The sequence below is a fragment of the Pedobacter sp. 22226 genome (assembly GCF_052045455.1).
Classification (GTDB): Bacteria; Bacteroidota; Bacteroidia; order Sphingobacteriales; family Sphingobacteriaceae; genus Pedobacter; species Pedobacter jeongneungensis.
This window is the reverse complement of the sequence record NZ_JBQEPB010000001.1, coordinates 422,454-440,949: the sequence shown is the minus strand read 5'-3', so window position 1 is coordinate 440,949 and position 18,496 is coordinate 422,454. Positions and strand designations below refer to the sequence as shown.

Below are 18,496 nucleotides of genomic sequence, written 5' to 3'. Positions count from 1 at the left end.
AAAAAAAAACAGCAAAAAATTGCACAGCCCCTTCTACTTGCAGCACAGCCCTGCGCCAACCTACAACATACCCTCACGGGTAGAAGCAAAAAAAGCACCTTTCGGGCGGAGCCGATAGGCCGCAAGTGTGTAGTGGGAAAATAATAAACTTTCTCACTTCCTCCTGATAGCATAATCCTAGGGCAGTTAAGTTTGCCTGTTGCAATTTGCGCACAAGTGAAAAGATAGGATCTATTTGCAGGGCTGGTGTTGCCGGAGCTATCTCACTCATTAGTATTTGATAAATTTATTCTTTGCGCTATTTTCCTTCTCGTATTGCCAATAAGAAAGATTAAATTTTAAACTTTTTCTGATCCGCTCAAAGAAATCCAGTAATTCACCTGTAAGTTTACCCGGGGAAACAATGACCAGATCCCTGATATTCACAGTTGAGTCCCAGTTTGAATAGTCAAGCAGCTGGCCCAATGCCTCACGGATATTGTAACGTACATTGCTAGAGGTCTTGATTTCCAGCAGTACCAGTTTTTTATCCGGACGCTGCAGTACAAAGTCTGCAATATTGTTCCCAAAAGTCATTGTCTCGATCGAAATATTCTTATTCTTTAGGCTGTATTCATCGGCAAGAAACCTCTCTAAAGCGTCAGAAATCTCATTGTGCAGTCCGGCAATGACTTTAGTCCTTGGTTCGTTTGTTCTGGTATGCCCACCAAGAGTGATCTTTCTCTTGCCTGGAACAAATACTGTGCGTTTTTTAATTGTGAGGGCCGCAAGAAATGTTTCCAGGTCTCCTTCCACCTTATAGGGTTTAAAGCGATTATATTTTTTTCCGGTTTTGAGTTCATTTGCTACAATGGGTCCATCAAAGATTGTAGCGTCTTCCATTTTGAACCGGATGATCGGACGAATATCAGAAATTTTAGCACGCTGGTAGTCTGCTCCGGCTTCTTTCAGCTCTGAAATCATATCCGGGGAATATCGCTCAAAGTTTTCTTCTACTTTTTTTGAAAGGGCGTCTGGATCCAAAAGCGCTACATTACGCAAAATAGCGATCAGGAGCCGGTCCTTACTTTCAGGATGGATACTAAAAAGATAACAAGTGTCGATAAAATCGATATTCATCACCTCCCAAAGACCCCGGATATATCCATATTGATAGCCATCAATGTTATAGCGGTTATTAAACAACCATTCTTCACCTCCAAAACCAAACATGTTTTCAAAGGCGTAGTCAGGCTTGCCCTGGTTTTTCCTGCTCCAGGGGTGTCCGCTTGGTAGCTCCCAAAGATTTTTATTGTAGGTGATCCGCAGAAGCCTGTTTTCCGTGATTCCTGCTACCAGGCTTACCAGACCATTTGCTCTGGAGAAAATGTGGGGGTAATTGTTTACCCGTGCGCTGACCTGCTCTTGCTTAGGCGATTCTCCATTGCTTGGTTTAAACCATAGCTGCTGATCCTGAATGATCTTTGCGATCTGCGAAACTTTTAGTGGTGTTCCTGCTTTTTTAATTACTGCTGAAATAACTTCGTGGAGCTTTTCTGCCATATACTTTGATCTTGAGATAGTTAACTGATTTGCTTTAAGGAAATATTTCCCTAACAACTTTGCTAAACTAAACAGTATATTTTATACCTCAAAGTCCTCATTTAAAATTAACCCAGTTTTAAGTTAAGAGTCAGTAAATATCACGCTTTTATTAATATAAAAACGGAGCACAAAGCCACAAGAATGGTTAGTAGCATAGCTGGCCATTAAGCATTTGTCCTAAGAATTTAAGGTTATTTCAAATTGGCAAATTAACTATCCATATGTTATATTAATTGGGGATAGGTAGTTTACCTGCTGATTTCGAGACTACGCTCCTTACATGAATTTCTTTGCCACTTCAATCAAAATAATTAACGTCTCGAGAACTATTTTAATTAACTTCATTATCCCATCTACTTTGGAGATTTTATCTGTTTTTACGACATGTTTTTTTACCTTTCCCATCTTACTTGATTTTGTTATTACAAATTAAAGTGGGGCGATCGGGGGCAAAAAACGGGGCACAGTCCCTATTTTAAGTTTGCTATAAAATCTTTAACGTCTTCGACGTGCAGGTAACTCGTATATCTTTTTTTGTCTTCCTTGGAATACGCATTAAGAACGTTAATATTTCCTTTTACTGCTCTTGGAACAGCGCCTAGTAGTTCCGAGATAACATGTATTAGCTGAACTTTGGAAATGAATGTTGTGTTAATTTTAGGTTCAGTGAATCCAATTGTTGCTAGGATTGCTACTTGAAAGGGCAGTTCGCTTTCTGCTAACTTAGTGATCAATTCTTTTTGTGCTTTTTGGGAAAGGTTTTTTACCACTGGCATTTGTAAAATTTCAGAGGCGTGAAGTCTAGTTTCCAGCACTGAGGGATCTGATCTATTCTTTTTGAGATCACCTGTTTTCAAGCCCTGGATTTTGAACTTAAGCATGCTCTGAAAACGGTAGATCGTGAAGAATTCATAGGGGAACATAAGCTTTTCAATGTCGAGATACTTCCTTGTCGGCAAGCTTTTTATTTGCCCCTTCCCCATACCCTTCTCCATTTTTGAAAGGTCTGGGACTTCCCGGTAAGGAATTGGACGGTTATTGTTCTTTAATCTTTCTATGGCACCTTCGATTTCTGATGTTGTAAAGCTTGATTCAAGCTCTTCCTTTTTCATGAAAATAAAAAAACTCACATCATTTTCCAGTAATCTTACCGGTTCTAGCTGAAAGCCATTAGTCATTGTTTCGGCCCACTTAAATTGCTCTATTTGAGAGACACTACCGTCATACACTCCTTCCAAGAAGTCGTTGAAGTTCTGTCCTTTGAAGTTTTCTGAGGTTGTTGGCGTTTCCATTTCCTTGCCTGAGATAACATCACTGATTGAATACTTTTTTGATCTGGTTTGATGGGATTCGGGTGTTTGAAAACGGGTAAACTCATGAGCCTGATCCCAAGCCAGGTGGCTAATGTCATTCATGTCCGAAATGAAGTCCTCATTGCCATTTGCATTCTTGTTTGGATAGTCAGTTTTATCAAAATCGTAACGAAGCTGGCAGAGCAGCGTAAAATAATTTTCGATGCGACTTACATTTCTGATGTTGTAGTTTTCTGCTCCTTCAGCCTTATGGAGCAGCATTGTAAATGCCCAGCTGAAATCATAGCTGGTATAGTGTTTCAACTTTCCCTCCATAAAATTTTCCAGCCTAAAAAAAGCATTGTCAATTTCTTCGGTCAGTTCGGCGAAGGTCATGCGCGTTTCCTCTCCGGTCAAAACAGGAGACAGGTACTGATAACCACAGTGGTCACAGATATCTTTATCGACTTCCAACAGTGCCTCACAGCTAGGGCAGTTTTTGATTTCCTTTAAAGAATAGGCAGCAGTTCGCATTAGTTTAGGGTTATTAGGTCTTAACATCAAAGATAGGTAACTGATTGGATTTGTAGTGATCGGTATTGGATCTTAGAATTTTAATAAGAAAATATCCCAACGGAAAAAGCAGTATCCAACCTAAAAACGAGTCAAAAAGTTTAATTCAAAATGAAACAATAGCATTAAGTTCAGTAACATTTAAAAAAATCTATTATAAATAGATCACAACGTGAAAAACAGTAATCAACCTAAAAAGGGTCAAAACTTAAATCCAATCTGAAACAAAAGGGTTGACTTTCGTAATATTCAAGCAACAAAGTATCATGAATATACGAGAACAGGAAAGTATCCTAAAAATCAAAGAAAATGCCATTACATAAACCCAAAATGAAACAAGAGGTTAAAATCCAGTTAAAACAATTAAAAACAAATATTATGCACACACAAAAACAACAGCACACTAGTGCACTCAAGGAAAAATTGGAGTCGTTACTTCACGTAACATTTTTGATTAGCGCGGGATCAAACGGCCTCCTACTAAACAATCTTAAAAGCTTAAGATTCCGTTTACGCAAAGACATCAACAGGATGATGAAAAAGTAAGTGCTGCACGCAGCGAAAAGAGGCCTTCAATATGTGCCTCTTTTTTCGTTTTATATTCAGTCAATCAGCAATACATTTTACCATTCTGCACGAATGGAGAAAATGCGAAGAACAATGACAAGCTATTAATCCGATCCGAAAAGCATGATAAAATTAATCAGGGTTATCGCCGATCACCGCATCCATTCCCCTATCCGCCCAATTTTTATTATATTTGTAATATCAAAAAAGATGATATGTCCAAACGAGAATCCAGGCTGATATTTGAAGTGCCGAAATCGGAAAAGGAACATCGTTTCCATACCGTACTCGAGCAGCTAAAACAACTGAAAGTAAAACTCAACCAGCCGTTCGTTTACAGGAACGAACTTTGCGTGGAGCGTAACCAGTTCATCCACCAGTATCCAAACGGGGATATTTTCCTCATCGAACAGGATCAGCAGGATTCCAGCGAAAAGGTATTGCGTGTACTGAGCTAACATGAACATCCCCAAACTTTTCATTGTCGCCGGCCCCAACGGTGCTGGAAAGAGCCTTTTCTCTGCCCAACTGACCGAATCAGACTTTATTGTATTTGACGGCGATAAACATATGACGGCTATCCGGCGCAAGTTTCCGGAGATCGGAAGCGAGGCATTGTGGTCTTATGTGGACGAACATATCTTTCAGGTCGAAAAAAAGGAAGCAATTTCAGCAAAGCTCAACTATGCCTTCGAAACCAATTTTAGCTCATCTGACCCCATGGCAAGCATGCGCGAATTTAAAAACGCAGGCTATCAGATCCATATGGTTTTTATGGGCATTAATTCCATCGAAGAGTCCATACAGCGTGTGGAGGACCGGGTAAGAATGGGTGGCCATAAGGTAACAGAGGATTCAATCCGGTATAATTTTGAACACGGTTTAAAAAACCTATACCAATATTTTTCACAGTTTGATTCAGTTACATTCTATGATAACGCAATCAGTGAAACCAATGAGCTACAGCCACCAAAAGAAATTGCCTACATCATTAATCAGGAGCTTCATCATCAGGGCGATGAGTTTCCAGACTGGTTCCTGCCATTACTGGGATTCTTTGCAGCTGGTTAATCGGAAGATTTTAAGAAGCTGTATGCAAAAAACAGCTACAGATTGCACTGGCCATTCCACTTGCAGTACCGTCCTGCATCCCCCCCCAACATTTCCTCACGGGTAAAAGCAAAAAATCACTTTTCGGGCGGAATCGATAGGGTGCAAAAGCGTGGTGGGAAAACAGCAAAAATTTGCACTACCATTTCACCTAAAATACAATCCCGCGTCCTGCCACAATATCCCCTCACGGGTAGAAACATAATGTAGAAGCAAAATAATGTGCAGTAGGAAGACGACAGAACAAATAATTCGTAGAGCGAGCCGATACCGGAACCATTTCTCTACCTATTTCCAGCCATACCCAACTACAGGCCGACAACCTACCCGTTATTTTCATTTTTCACCTCATCCCAAAAAGAATAGTATCATATAAAAACCGGTATTGATTATTATATTTGGGTAATGACGCAATCAACCTTAAAAATAGAACAATTCGGTTTACCATCGACTGAACAGTTCGCCACTAAACTAATCGAAATCTCAGATTTTGCTTTTTCATTCGGTATGGATTCCATACCTGAAACCCAAAAGAACAAACCTGGTGAAAAATGGAATACCGAAGAAATGAATTTCTTCATGGACAAATGCCGGGAGGGATTCAAATCTGCACAGAAACTGCTGATAAAGGAAGTATTGTTCTACCAGCAGGAGCTAAGGGAAAATAAAGAAAGTATCATCAGATACAGGTCTGCCCACGCCAAGGAAAAAATCAAAGAATATACCGCTGTAGGTAAGGTTATTGTAAGGAGATTGCATAATCTTTCGCATATCGCCGATGGCATGGTCATACAGCTGTTAAGCGAACAGGTCCATGTAGCCAGACGTCTGAACATCGGTGAAAAATCAAATAAACAGCTTGAACATTCCAATCTGGAGCACGCTATCAAAATATCGGATCAGCTCAATGAAGATCCCGGCACATTTGCACTGATATCAGACCTGACCAGCTATGTTCAAATTGGTGACCTTTTGGTAACCGACAGTAAAAAAGGCCTCTATATCACCGAACTCAAAGAAGGCAAAACCAACGAACGCATAAGGGAATTTATAGATTTAAGCCTTCAAAACGGTATGCCATGCCCGGGGTTCCAAAGTGATTTCAGTGAAAAGGAACGTAAACAGATGCAGCGCACGCTCCGCCAGGACCTAAGGGCACAACAGGCAACCGAGATTATCAATACCGACAGGGGAACCGATCCGGAGACCGGCGCGGAGATGAAGGTGAATACGCCAACAATTGATCCTGTTTATTTTGATGGCTTATTCCTGGAAATGCTCGAAGAGCTCAAAACCGGAAATTGGAGTTACCGGCTGATTGATGGCTGCCTGCACCTTGGCCTATACCATGGGGATACTGCGCACTTAATGGCACAGGTGGTCATTCCCTCCATCCTTAAAAAACAGACCCAAAATTCCATCGTCATTGACCTGATGCAGATTACAGAAGAACTATCAGAAACCCTGTTTGCCAAACCATTTTCAAAGGATTTTGTGGTAAAAATAATGACAGGACAGATCAAGGTCATCATCGGCATCGATCTCGACGAATTGATCAAAACATTTAACCGCAGTGGCCTCAAAACACGCTGGTTGAGCACAAAGGAAACTACAAGGATGAAGGAACTGGCCAAAGGGATCAAAATAGTCACTTCAAAAAACAGGGCGATCGGTATTGAGCTGGTTCCCGGGGAGCAAGGGGTAATGTCAGGAGGTATCATCAGTAAAATAGCTTTTGATCATATCTTGCCCTCCAACCTCGCGGAATCCATGGTGAGTTCAAAACCGTCCGCAGCAGAAACAGATACTACTACAAAACACTAACCAACCTCAATACTATTCATATGGATCAAATGTATTTAAGCGTCTTCACTGACCCCTCCCTGATCGGGCAGCTTGATGCCTTCATGGAAAAGTATGAATTTTACCGTATCATTTTTTGCCCCGAAAAAGCCAACAAGGTATGGAAACCCAGAACGGAAAGGATATGTCGCTTCTGTAAGCGCAAACATCCAGAAACCACCTTCAGGACGGACGCGCACCACATCCCCGAGTTTCTGGGAAATAAATATCTGATCTTTCAGGAGGAATGTGATCAGTGCAATTCGAAATTTTCCGGCTATGAATCTAATTTATCCGCCTATCTGGGCGTTGGATTGACCATCTTCTCCATGAAAGGAAAGAAAAATAAAATCCCAAAATTCAGGGCCAATGATGGACTCACGGCCCAGCAGGAGGAAATATATGGAATAGATGCCATTGTCATGGAGAAGGCAGGTGAAAACGTAGTAAAAATGGATGTGGAATCCGGCAAGTGTGAAATCGAATTTACCAAAGCATCCTATGTTCCCCTAAAAGCCTACAAAGCCCTTTTAAAAATCGCTGCCTCCAGCCTAAGTGATGATGATATTAAAGATTATGATATTCTGATCAGGGCCCTGGCAGGCGAAGAGTTTGATGAACCGTTATCCCAGATGGCAACCGTTAAGGAATACTGGTTGCCCATCAAATTTGAATCGCCCAGGGTTTATATTTTTAAAATCAAATCCTTTACCGAAACGCTTCCAAGGCACATCTGCATGCTATATTTTGGCAATCAGGCTTATCAGTTTGTGATCCCTGCCAACGCCAATGATGCCTATATGCATAAAGAAATGTCAATCACCCCATTGTTCTGCCCACCGTTTTACCACCAAAAAGTAGCCAACATTAACGTTCACGAAAAATTTGTTCCACTGGGATCAAGGGAAAAAACCGTGGGGGAAAAAGGTGTTTTCCATTTCGAATCTGATCCAGAAATCCTTAAAAACTTAACGGCATACGATCCGGTAACAAAGAAAATGGTTGACAGACCATTCGGTTCAGACCAGATTGTAAAACTAATCATTGGTAAAATGGATGATGAGCTTGACCTTCCGATCGAGCCGGATTAGCTATCCCCAAAAACCTGAAAAGTCGCCTACCTTCAGAAAGGTCTTTCAAAACATTAATTAGCACTATACAGCCATAACCTTCAGAACTTAATACATCTAAGCGATATCATTATTCAAGCTAGTCCTCCTTACATTCCAGCCTCATATATTCGCCGTTCAGTCTTTCATAAACATCCCTGATATAAGCCGTCCAGCCCGGCGTTCCCCTATGTATATCCACATACTCCCTTTCCCCATCTTCATCCGGTTTTTCCTGGATAATATCATCTAGACAGGTCATTAAAAATTGTAAACCCTTTTTCGTTGCCACGAGAGAACGAATATCCAGCGGCCCATCACCTGTGGTAAACCGGCCCGTCTGCTGATATTCCAGGTAGATTTCACTCAAAGCTATTGCCGTGGTGTCATAGAGGTAATCAATCGCTGTATCATCCGGTGCCAGAAACCCTTTTGCTTTATAGTAGGCAATGAGCTGTCCCATTTCAACGTCCGGATACTTTTCTACAAATGAAACCAATAGGTTTATGATGTCCAGTCCTTCGTCGCTATAAAGTGCTTTAGTCCCCCAGCTGCCCATGTGTTTATATATTGGTTTTTAATAGATTTTAGTTAGCTGCAAAGCTAACCGGTTCCAAAACACAAAGCAATCTTTTCTATAAAAAACGCCAAAACGACCTATCGTCATTTTTTAGCTTCAGCAAACCATGCTAAGATTTTCCCAACCGAATCTAATTGGAAAGGTGTTGTCTACAGATAAATATATTGTGTAAAGTACTTATATTTAAGAGCCTGAAGCTATACCGGGCACATTAAACAATGGAAGGGACCGAACTTAAAATACTATTTAACCAGGACAAAGCATACCTGACCCCAGACCGCTCAATGACATTTGAACAAGTCGACCTTGAACATGTAAAAGAAAAGGTTTTCCGGTCCCCCGCATACTGGACTTTTAGGATAAAAAAATATATCGAGAACGAGCGGAGAATATTCTGTGAAATATTAACCTATGACATTGGGGAAACGGAATTTACAAATAACCAGCTGCAGCTTTCTGCTATCTTAAACAGCCTTGAAAAAGTAACCTTCAGCAGTATTGATACCGGAGGACTTCTAAACACCTTGGCAGGCGGCAGGACGGGTTCATTGTCCCATCCCCAAAGTACTCCAATAAACAGGGCAGCACACTATAATAATTATGAACCGCTTCCAAGACCTCCCCAAAATCAGACTATTAAGGAGACCTTTTCCATCCCACTCAAAAATGTTCGATTCATCTCGGGCGGGGTATCCTTTGATATTAAAATCCAAAAGCTAGGCAAGTCCATAGCATTCACCATTCCAAACGAGGATATCCTAGCAGAATTCGATGCGGTAAAAAATTATTTCGCAAACGTGCTAAAGACAAAAAATATCGAGGTTACTGCCGTTATTGATGTATCTGACAATGAAGTCATATCAAAAGTTGCCCAGTCACCTGAAATAGATAAGATCAACAGGGAGTTAATCGAAAATGTAAGATTTGAAGTCCTAAAGGATGCCAGAAAAAAACCAAACCTGGACACGGACAAAAATCTGTTTACTATGGAAGAGTATCTGGAAGCATTTACCGACAGTAAATTAAAATCAGGCATTTTTTTCACCGATGAGCAGGATTTTTTTGAGAACATACTAAAGGTTTCCAATAACAAGCACTACAAACACCTGAGATATCTATCCAGCAAGCATGCCAGCGGCGTGATGAAGCTTAGGTTTACCCACAACCCTTTTTCATTTTTCTTCCTGATCCAGGGCGAAAGGAACTACCATATCGTTTGGGAAACACTGAACACAGCAGAAGCGACCTATATCTGGAGTATCAACAAAGACCCTGATGTTTTAAAATCGACGTTAAAGCAACTGGAAGGCATTATGGACATCATCAAATCCAAAGGTAGAACAGCATACCTGATCATAGAAGACGATTCATTTAACCGGATCTTCCATGTTTATACTGAATCCGCTGAAGGTTTTATAAAATGGAAGAGCGAGTTCGAAAGCGTGATGGCAAAAATAGATAACCATATAATAAGGCCTGATTGAAATCCTTCTTTACCCCCACCGGAAGCATCGGGTTAATTCAAGCCTTTAAAAGATACCCAACATCCAAAATAACCCTTTTATGCTAAAACAGTTCATCATAGCTTTTCTCCTTTTAACCGCGGTAACCCAGCTCCAGGCGCAACAGCAGATAGGCGAAAAGCAGCTATTCGGAAAATGGAAATACGATATTGCCTATGATACCATAGCAGTATCCATAGATACCTCCCACTTTCACAGCCTAAGGAAAGAGCAATGGTTCTTTACCGATATCACAATAAAGAAAGACCGGGCAATCCTTTTCGATACGCAGGAGAAATGGTCGCCCAGATGGGAAATCAAGAATAAAGATGAGCTGTATTTCTATCTGGACAACAATAAAACTCTTTCCTACAGGATCACCAGGCTTACCGGCCGCAAACTGGAGCTAAAGGCAATGGAAGAACCAGCCTCTACTATCGGATACATACGTTGAGTAGCCAAGCCAATAGACTACAAACATTCGGAGGAATAGCCCGGATCACATTGCTAGGACCGCTTTGTTAAACCATTACCCCAAACTATGTCGCAACAGGTCTTCATCAATAGCGCGTGAGCAATTGCAGCGACATCCTCCCGTAGTCGACATTTAAGAGCAGAACAGATCGCACTATCCCTTCAACTTGTGGCACAGTCCTACGGAATCACACAGCACCATCCAACGGGTAGGAAAAGAAAAAAGCATCTTTCAGGGCGGAACGGGTAAGCTGCAAATTACGTCGGGATAACAGCAACATATCGCACTCCCCTTTCCACTTGTAGCGCAGTCCTGCGTAAACCCACAGCATCCCCTCACGGATAGATGCGAAAAAAATCATTTTTCGGGCGGAGCCGATAGGGCGTAAAAGTGTGGTGGGAATCGTTTTGAAACCGACCTTATGTAGGAAGAGCGAAAAGACCAGTAAACCACGAAAGAACATTTGGACACAAAAAAAAAGCAATTTCCGGTTTCCTTACCCATTATTTTTATGTTTTCGCTAAAATAGTGGTAAGTTTCATTCAAATATTTGAAACTAGAAAAGATAGATATGGACATAGGTAAACAGGAGATCAGAAACCCAGTAAGAATGGGGTTGCTTTTAGAGTTTAACACTGCATTTCCAGATGAGGAACCATTAAGTGTAACAGAATATCTGAAGGGTGGCAACCGGGAAATTATCCTGAATGTTTTATCCTCATTTCTCGGCTTCAAAAATCATCAGTCCAAATATGATGACAACAGAGAATTTATAGGGATGTTTTTTAGTGGTGGTAATAATAAAATTGCGAATGAAATATTCGACCGGATAAAAGTCCTTGAAAAGGAAGGAAACATAGTGGGCATTGTAAACCCCTACTCCAGCCTAACACTTTTCGAACATTTTTTCAAGCTGCCAGAAGAGCCACAGACGCAATCGAATGAAGAGTTTGAAGTAAATTTCTTTAAAGCATACTTGGTTATGAATTCGGAATTCACAGCAGCCCAGCAAAATGCCTTCTCTTCTACAAAAGATTTACCAAGAGCAATTGCTTTTCCTATGATGATGTTCAGCATGAACTACCCAATTTCGGATAAAACCCATTACGACCTAAATGAAATATGGATTACCCAATTGTGGAAAGCTACAATGCTATTCCAATTTTTGGCATCCTTTAAAAAAACGCAAGCCCTCTACAATGCCTTCCTGGCTTATTTCGGTGTTAAAGACTGGGAGGAATACCTAAAAAGTTTTCTGCCGTTGACTATGTCTATGATGAAGAATCACAGGGAAGGGCATACGGATTTCGAGGTGCCTGATGGCGAACATAGGAACAGGGCCATTGCATTTCTGGATAAGCTGATCGTAGAACCCGATGATAATCTCAACGAATATGATTTTTTAACATTAAGGTCAAGACCGTTTTATAAGGTTGCTGAAGGAAAATACCGCATAATCTTCAACCTATTTGTTGTCGAAAAGATTTTTAAAGGGCTTTATTTTCTGTTGAGAGATGTAAATAATGGTTTGGACAAACATGATCAGGTCCCTGCACTTAAAAGTATTTATGGCGACTTTTTCTCCGAACGTGTGCTCTTGTATGATGTGATTGATTCAATATTCCCTACCTTGAAAATAAAGTTTTCGGGGCAGCAGATGGTTGAAAACGGCATTATTGGTGGACCGGATTATTACTTAAGGAAAGGAACCGACGCCATGGTTATGGAATCAAAGGATTTTTTGATCCCGGCTGACGCTAAGATGTCGTTTGATTTTGAACGCTACCAAGATGAATTTGAGAAAAAACTCTATTTTGAAGAAGTGAATGGTAAGGAAAAACACGTAGGGGTAATGCAACTCATTGCCTTTATCAGAAAGCTTCTCAAGAAGGAATTTGTACTTGACACCAATTATCATTACAGAGATTTAAACATTTATCCTATTCTAATCGTTCATGATCATCAATATAACGTGCCTGGATTTAATAGGCTTATAGACTACTGGTTTCAAGCAGAGGTACAGATTTTGGCCGAGGAAGGGCTTTTTGTAAAGCGGATAAATCCATTGGTTGTAATCAACATTGATTCCCTTATCTACCATCAGGTCGGCCTTGCCAGCAATATTGCCTTAAATCAAGTAATCAAAAAATATGTTCAGCACACAAAAAAAGAGTCGCATTTGAAATTCCGTAGCCAGCAAGAAATGAAAAGCCATGTGCTATCAAAACAAATAGCATTTTCGACATTCTTAAACGAATATTTTCAGAAGGAAGGCCTGAAAAAGATTCCGCCTATTCTGGAAAAGGTTGCACCCATTCTTTTTAAAGACCGCGGATAAACTTGGTCCTCAAACAATTCTCTCAATAAATTTCGATAGTTAAACTGCCTCTATTACCTTATACCCTGACAAATTTTAACTACATTAAAGAATAAATTAACACTATCCATTTTGAAAAAGACAACAGAAGTTCCATTTGTAAGCATTGCGGAGGAAATCAAAGAAAAAACCGGTTTTATTTTAGAACATCAGGTCGCAACGGTTTTAGAAAAACACGATTGGAGCGTAATCCATAATAGATTTTACATAGACGATGTACAATCAATCCAAAGGGAAATGGATTTACTGGTATACAAAGCAAACGAGGTAGACAATGTAATGGTGTATACTGCATTGATCATCAGTTGCAAAAAAAGCGCCTTCAAAGATTGGATTTTTTTAACACGTAATGCAAAGGGTACCAAATGGAACCTCGATACCGTACCTTTCACTTTTTGGTCAAATTCCGAAATATTGAATTACCAGTTGAAGGGCAAAAATTTTTCGGACTTGAAGGGATGCAACGAAAAAATCCATAAAGAGCTTGATACGAAATTCGAGTATAACAAAACCGTTTTTGCCTTCAGGGAATATGAGGGTAAAGGCGAGGTTAAAAAGATTGGTCAGGACTCGGCCATATTTGAAAGTATCATTACGTTAATTAAATCGCAGGCTTATGAACTTGAATCACTTCCCATACGCAGGCAGGACAGAAAATATTATTACAACATAAATCTATTGACGGTGGCAGATGTTGGTAAATTCATAGAACTGGAATGCAACAATGACGATTTCACTGAAAAGGAAATTGAAAGGATTAACTACGTTAACCGGTTTCTGGTGAATAAAAAAGAACACAATAGCAGGATTGTCTTTGCGAAGCTTTCCGCTTTGGAAGAAGTCATCGAAGATTTCAATAATCTGCATAAACTCAATATCGATCTTGTCGGAAATGGAATCCCAAGGTTTTATGAGAAAGAAATCTGGGAAGACTACTATGCCAAAAAGATTGTGGTCAATGGTACCGAGGACGACCTGATAAGTGAATTAAAGTATGAGTTACAGGGAAAGTTCCATGTGCAGGAAGATGATTTCCGTTGGCCTTATTTTATGATCAACGATCAGGCAGTGCTTGAAGTCCAATTCAATGCCAGTGAGGAATTGATTGACTACATTAACAACGATGGAAAGAGCAATAAAATTACGGCTGAATGGTTAAGGGATAACTTTAGGTATTCCGGAAAGTTCATTTTTACCATCAACGAACTACCATTTTAATTAAGTCTTTAACGGGGGTAACTTTGAAATGGTTTGATCCTAAGTAATAAAATGGTCAGTTATACTGTAGATTATCACAAGTCTTTCATCTCTTATACGCAAAAAATCGCTTTTCGTGCGGTGGCAAACTGGTTGATAATATCCAGCATTTAAAAACAACTTAAGATTTTGCTAGGTTCTTTATCAACAACGCCTGAGGGGCATCCTCCCATAGAGAGATACAGCGGAAGACGCGGTCCATTGTGCACACGCCCAAAACATTAAATTAATATTGCTACTAAATAATAAAAAAGCCTTTAATCTCCCAAAACCGGCAACATGCCCCCCTCAGGAGCAATGCATTGAGAGACGCATTAAAAAACATAATTAATCAGTCCGCATTTTCCATGAAATATATCCAAGGTTGCAACAATCTCTCTACAAGCACAAATCCCGATGATTAATTTTCAGATTTGTTTTATAAGTAAAACAAACACTTCCGGAGAGAAAAATCCCTCGCTACTAATACCCCAATTGCAGGATCCTGAAACCAGAATTATGTATTCGGTATTGCTGAAGTCTCCACTACGGTCTCAAATCTTTTACCAATAGTTTTTTCTTCTTCGATTTCGCAGTTCCTGAAAACCAATTTTTCACGCAACTTTTGTAAGCCCTGATATGCTCTTTTAGTGAAAACACAATCTACAAATCGTATCATTCCCCCATTTCTTATAGCGGCAGCTGTCTCGGATAAGAAATAACATGCGTTAAAAGTCAGATCCATAGGAACGTATGCCCTGAGTTCCAAGGATGTAATCCTGCAGGATTCAACAAGAATCTTTCCTGTGGTGTCATCGATCAACAACTTCTGCAATTCCGAACCGAGAAAAGCCATCCCATCCCCATTACAGTCCATAAACTGCACAAATCCTAACGATGCATTCGAAAACTGTGCATTTTTGACACTCTCTGCAACAAAAATCAGGTTTTCTGAACGGGCATCATTGAAGGTCTGGTGGGCAATCATCATCTCGAAATGGAGATCCGGATCCAGGTTCATAGCCAAAGCGGCATAGGCAAAAAATTTCCTCGCAAACGTGCGGTCCTGAATGTAATCCCTATCGGGAAATGAGAGTCTCATAAAGGTCCAGTAGCCGCGAAATGTTAACAGCATTTTTCTGACTGGATCAACCTGCTGTCCCCCAAATTCAAGTATGAAATCTTTTTCAAAAAGATATTCAATATGGGCTGATAGCCTTTGGCTGAGTTCGTCCCTCATTGCCAGGTCTTTTTTAGCAAGCAGGTCTTTGATAAAGTCCCAGATTTCCGTAGTGATCTCCTGTGCACCAAAAACATCATTTAAAAACACAAGGAGCTGTTGCCCCTTTTTGAGAATATAGTTGCCCCTGATATCCCTGTTCAACACCTCGGAAAAGACTATTTCAACGATCCGCTCTGCGGTAAGATATTCCTGCAGAGATTTATGAAAAAACTCTATTCCCATGGACTGCAGTGATCTTGGATCTTTTACTTCCTTAAAATAAAAAGAGATCAGAATTCCTTTAAGACTGTCCGAAAGATGGCCATCACCAATCTTCGCAAGGACATCCTTGAGGCTCTCAGCGCCCAGGACTTCATCGCTACTCAGAAAGCCCGCACCTGATTTAAAAATTAAATAGGCGATTTCCTGCAGCATAAATCTCAGCTCGTCCCTGGTTAGTCCCCTGAGATTCTCTATCTGGCCTTCATTACTATACCTCCGGTCAATAATCTGGTCAAAGAGCATGTTATATATTTCCGTCCTACCAGACTGGATGTCAATCCTATTTTTGAGTGAAGCAATAATATACAGCAAAAGGGGCTGATTGATAACCTCTTTTAAGAAATGTACCGGTCCGAAGCCTTCATCGTTTACCTCACTTATGAAACCTTTATCTATCCATGCCTCTGGATGGAACAGCCTGTATTTATCCAACCAAATCAGTTGCTGAGAAAGATCCAGTGGTTTTAACAACAGCGCCAGATAGTTCTCCTTATACAGCCGGTTGAAATTGATATAGCCATATCTGGTAGTGATGATCACATTCCAAGTTTCAAGGCGCTCCGCTGTACGTATAACATCTTTCACGAATGTTTCAATGTCGTCGGCCTTGAGGTTATCTTTCATATATAACTCATCAAGTCCATCCAGAACAGTGATACTGTTTTTGAGCATGTCCCTATCAAAATCGCTACCCAATTCCATGGCAAGATCATCGCAAATGACGTTGAACGGGCTGTGGATCAAGGAACGCGTATCAATGATGTCTTTCAATCTGACATAAAATACGTTCCTGTGTCCCTCTTTCCCCAGCAGATCATGTACCAATCTTTTGCACATAGAGGTCTTTCCCTGCCCGGGGTAGCCCATGATGATGGCAACTTTGGCATTCGGCCTGAGGAAATATGAACTGTAGCTCCCTGAACCACAAAGCCAGTCTTCCAACAAACGGTGTATGGAAATTTCCTCCACAAGCTCAAAATCATGTGTCTTATCGTCCGCGAACTTCAGTCCGGCTGCTCCGACTTGGCCAGACATCGTATGTACCAAAAAGGCTGGTTCAACATAGATTCCCGATAGGGTCATTCCCGAATCTTCATCCATTACCGGCTGGTAATACAATGCTTTAAGCTTCTGAAAATAGTCCTGCAATCCAGCAATGGAATCTTCACCATCCATATAGCGGCGCAATATATTATGGATAGCAATTATTTTTTCACTCCCTGAACTCCCGATCAGCTTATTAAGTTTCCGCAGATCGATAATATCGGATTGAATATCAAATGCGAAATCAGTCCCCATTTTCTTGTTCAATTTAGCAACCGCGGCACTGATTTTATCCTGCTGATAATCTTTATTAGCCAGTACAACGATCATCAGTCTACTGAAAACGTTGTGAAATCCGCGTTTTAAAAATATTTCAATGGTTTGAGAAACCTTGCTACTCTCCTTATTTGAGGTGACCTGGACCGCAATCTTCTGATCTTGGCACTCTAGATCTATCCCAGGGTAATTGGCAATTTCACGGTTTGCAGAAATAAATGGGACTTCGAAGAGTGTAGACAAAATTTCCGAGACGAGTCCCTCAGTCATTGTGGAAAGTGAATTTTGGCCATTAGAATTGGATAAGACCAACATATTATCTAAGCGCGCCAAAAAACCGATGATTCTATTCTGGGCATCAAATGCCCCTACCTGCTTATCCATGAAAACTTAAAGAGAATTAATTTGAGGTCAAAATAGGCAAATAAATTCTCAAATTTCTATAAAAGACTTATCACGCCAGGATATGAAATCTCTAAATCCAAAAAATAAGATGAAACACACGATGTTCGATCACGAAAATAACAACCAACAAATACTTCAGACAAACTTAACAAGTTAAATACCAGATAATTGACAGGTGCAGATGTCATTTTACACGACAGAATCCCGGGCTATAATCCGATTGACGGCGGACTGGTCAGCTCAAATTTCATTTCATATTCATAAAGCGAAACATCAGGCACCATGCTTACCGCATACTTTATCTTTTCGTCCATTTTATTTGCTATAATAACGCCCTGCACTTTCTTTCCTCCTGCAAGTGTATGTTTCACCCATCCCATATACCGAAGCAACTGTCCGAGTGCCCTGTCAGGTCCCTTGGACAGTTTAAGTTCAAATACTGTAAAATCACCGGCATCATCTACGGCCAGTATATCAATAAAACCGATCTTACCGGCCTGGTACTCTTTCCCGTCACGCTTGTTCTCATCAACAAAAAGCTTCAGTTTTTTTCCTTTGACAGTATGGAGGTTTTTGATAAGAAAGTCACGAAGGTTTGCCTCAAGAGGAAACAGGAACGGGTTTCCATCCTCCTCTGTCTCTTGGGTATAATTTTCCTCCTCGATCACCTGCCTCACCCCTGGCGCGCCGAATTCATTATGGAATATCTCCCACATACCGTGTTCATCCGGATTATACCGGACCACCTCTCCTCTTCCCACAGTATATAGCAGGTCGTAATTTCCCGTTGAAAGCCGCGCTTTCTTATTCTCTGGATAATGTATCCGGGAGGGCTGATTTACGGTAAGCACAATGATCTGCGCATTGATTGTTGATTCGTTTACATCAGGCCATCTTTCCCTGATATATTTTTTAATGTCTTGGTAACTGCCATGTCCGCCTAATGCCTCAACGGCTTGGCCGATCATCTGCCACACATATGGTCTCTCCATAATTATATGTTTTTTTTAATCCGCGGTC

General features: G+C 40.6%; 13 protein-coding genes and 1 pseudogene. 9 read left to right on the top strand and 5 right to left on the bottom strand.

What is annotated here, in order from left to right; genetic code table 11:
• Positions 1–270: 270 nt before the first annotated feature.
• Together ACTJKC_RS01885 and ACTJKC_RS01880 are read right to left on the bottom strand one after the other, a co-directional pair.
• Entirely contained in the window at positions 271–1,542 is a 1,272-nt protein-coding gene (locus ACTJKC_RS01885; RefSeq protein ID WP_440789754.1) for a hypothetical protein, read from the bottom strand.
• A gap of 512 nt (positions 1,543–2,054) precedes the next feature.
• Positions 2,055–3,410 carry a hypothetical protein gene (locus ACTJKC_RS01880; protein WP_440789752.1) on the bottom strand — a complete coding sequence of 452 codons (1,356 nt, stop codon included), beginning with the start codon at positions 3,408–3,410 and terminating at the stop codon, positions 2,055–2,057.
• Between the two features lie 821 nt (positions 3,411–4,231).
• Here ACTJKC_RS01880 and ACTJKC_RS01875 point away from each other — a divergent pair.
• From ACTJKC_RS01875 to ACTJKC_RS01855, 5 genes and pseudogenes are all read left to right on the top strand, one after another.
• Positions 4,232–4,474, top strand: coding sequence for a hypothetical protein (locus ACTJKC_RS01875; RefSeq protein WP_440789750.1), 243 nt, complete (start codon positions 4,232–4,234; stop codon positions 4,472–4,474).
• A 1-nt stretch (position 4,475) separates the two neighbouring features.
• Positions 4,476–5,087 (top strand): zeta toxin family protein, encoded by a 612-nt coding sequence (locus ACTJKC_RS01870; RefSeq protein WP_440789748.1) that lies wholly within the window; start codon positions 4,476–4,478, stop codon positions 5,085–5,087.
• A gap of 444 nt (positions 5,088–5,531) precedes the next feature.
• The gene (locus ACTJKC_RS01865; protein WP_440789746.1) at positions 5,532–6,950 is read left to right on the top strand and encodes a hypothetical protein; all 1,419 of its coding nucleotides are present in this window, start codon (positions 5,532–5,534) and stop codon (positions 6,948–6,950) included.
• A 20-nt stretch (positions 6,951–6,970) separates the two neighbouring features.
• A pseudogene (locus ACTJKC_RS01860) lies at positions 6,971–7,228 on the top strand (hypothetical protein); the annotation flags it as partial.
• 69 nt (positions 7,229–7,297) lie between these two features.
• Entirely contained in the window at positions 7,298–8,059 is a 762-nt protein-coding gene (locus ACTJKC_RS01855) for a hypothetical protein (RefSeq protein ID WP_440790303.1), read from the top strand.
• Positions 8,060–8,177: 118 nt separating this feature from the next.
• Here the strand turns inward: ACTJKC_RS01855 and ACTJKC_RS01850 are convergent, their stop codons facing one another.
• The gene (locus ACTJKC_RS01850) at positions 8,178–8,636 is read right to left on the bottom strand and encodes a hypothetical protein (RefSeq protein ID WP_440789744.1); all 459 of its coding nucleotides are present in this window, start codon (positions 8,634–8,636) and stop codon (positions 8,178–8,180) included.
• A gap of 239 nt (positions 8,637–8,875) precedes the next feature.
• Here ACTJKC_RS01850 and ACTJKC_RS01845 point away from each other — a divergent pair, with 239 nt between their 5' ends.
• From ACTJKC_RS01845 to ACTJKC_RS01830, 4 genes are all read left to right on the top strand, one after another.
• Positions 8,876–10,141: a hypothetical protein gene (locus tag ACTJKC_RS01845; RefSeq protein ID WP_440789743.1), complete on the top strand. Its 1,266-nt coding sequence runs from the start codon at positions 8,876–8,878 to the stop codon at positions 10,139–10,141.
• Positions 10,142–10,220: 79 nt separating this feature from the next.
• Positions 10,221–10,613, top strand: coding sequence for a hypothetical protein (locus ACTJKC_RS01840; protein ID WP_440789741.1), 393 nt, complete (start codon positions 10,221–10,223; stop codon positions 10,611–10,613).
• A 571-nt stretch (positions 10,614–11,184) separates the two neighbouring features.
• Positions 11,185–12,972 carry a hypothetical protein gene (locus tag ACTJKC_RS01835; RefSeq protein ID WP_440789739.1) on the top strand — a complete coding sequence of 596 codons (1,788 nt, stop codon included), beginning with the start codon at positions 11,185–11,187 and terminating at the stop codon, positions 12,970–12,972.
• A gap of 111 nt (positions 12,973–13,083) precedes the next feature.
• Positions 13,084–14,229 carry a hypothetical protein gene (locus ACTJKC_RS01830; RefSeq protein ID WP_440789737.1) on the top strand — a complete coding sequence of 382 codons (1,146 nt, stop codon included), beginning with the start codon at positions 13,084–13,086 and terminating at the stop codon, positions 14,227–14,229.
• A gap of 535 nt (positions 14,230–14,764) precedes the next feature.
• Here ACTJKC_RS01830 and ACTJKC_RS01825 read toward each other — a convergent pair.
• The gene (locus ACTJKC_RS01825) at positions 14,765–17,455 is read right to left on the bottom strand and encodes an SMEK domain-containing protein (protein ID WP_440789735.1); all 2,691 of its coding nucleotides are present in this window, start codon (positions 17,453–17,455) and stop codon (positions 14,765–14,767) included.
• Between the two features lie 230 nt (positions 17,456–17,685).
• Entirely contained in the window at positions 17,686–18,468 is a 783-nt protein-coding gene (locus ACTJKC_RS01820; RefSeq protein ID WP_440789734.1) for an endonuclease NucS domain-containing protein, read from the bottom strand.
• Positions 18,469–18,496 lie beyond the last annotated feature (28 nt).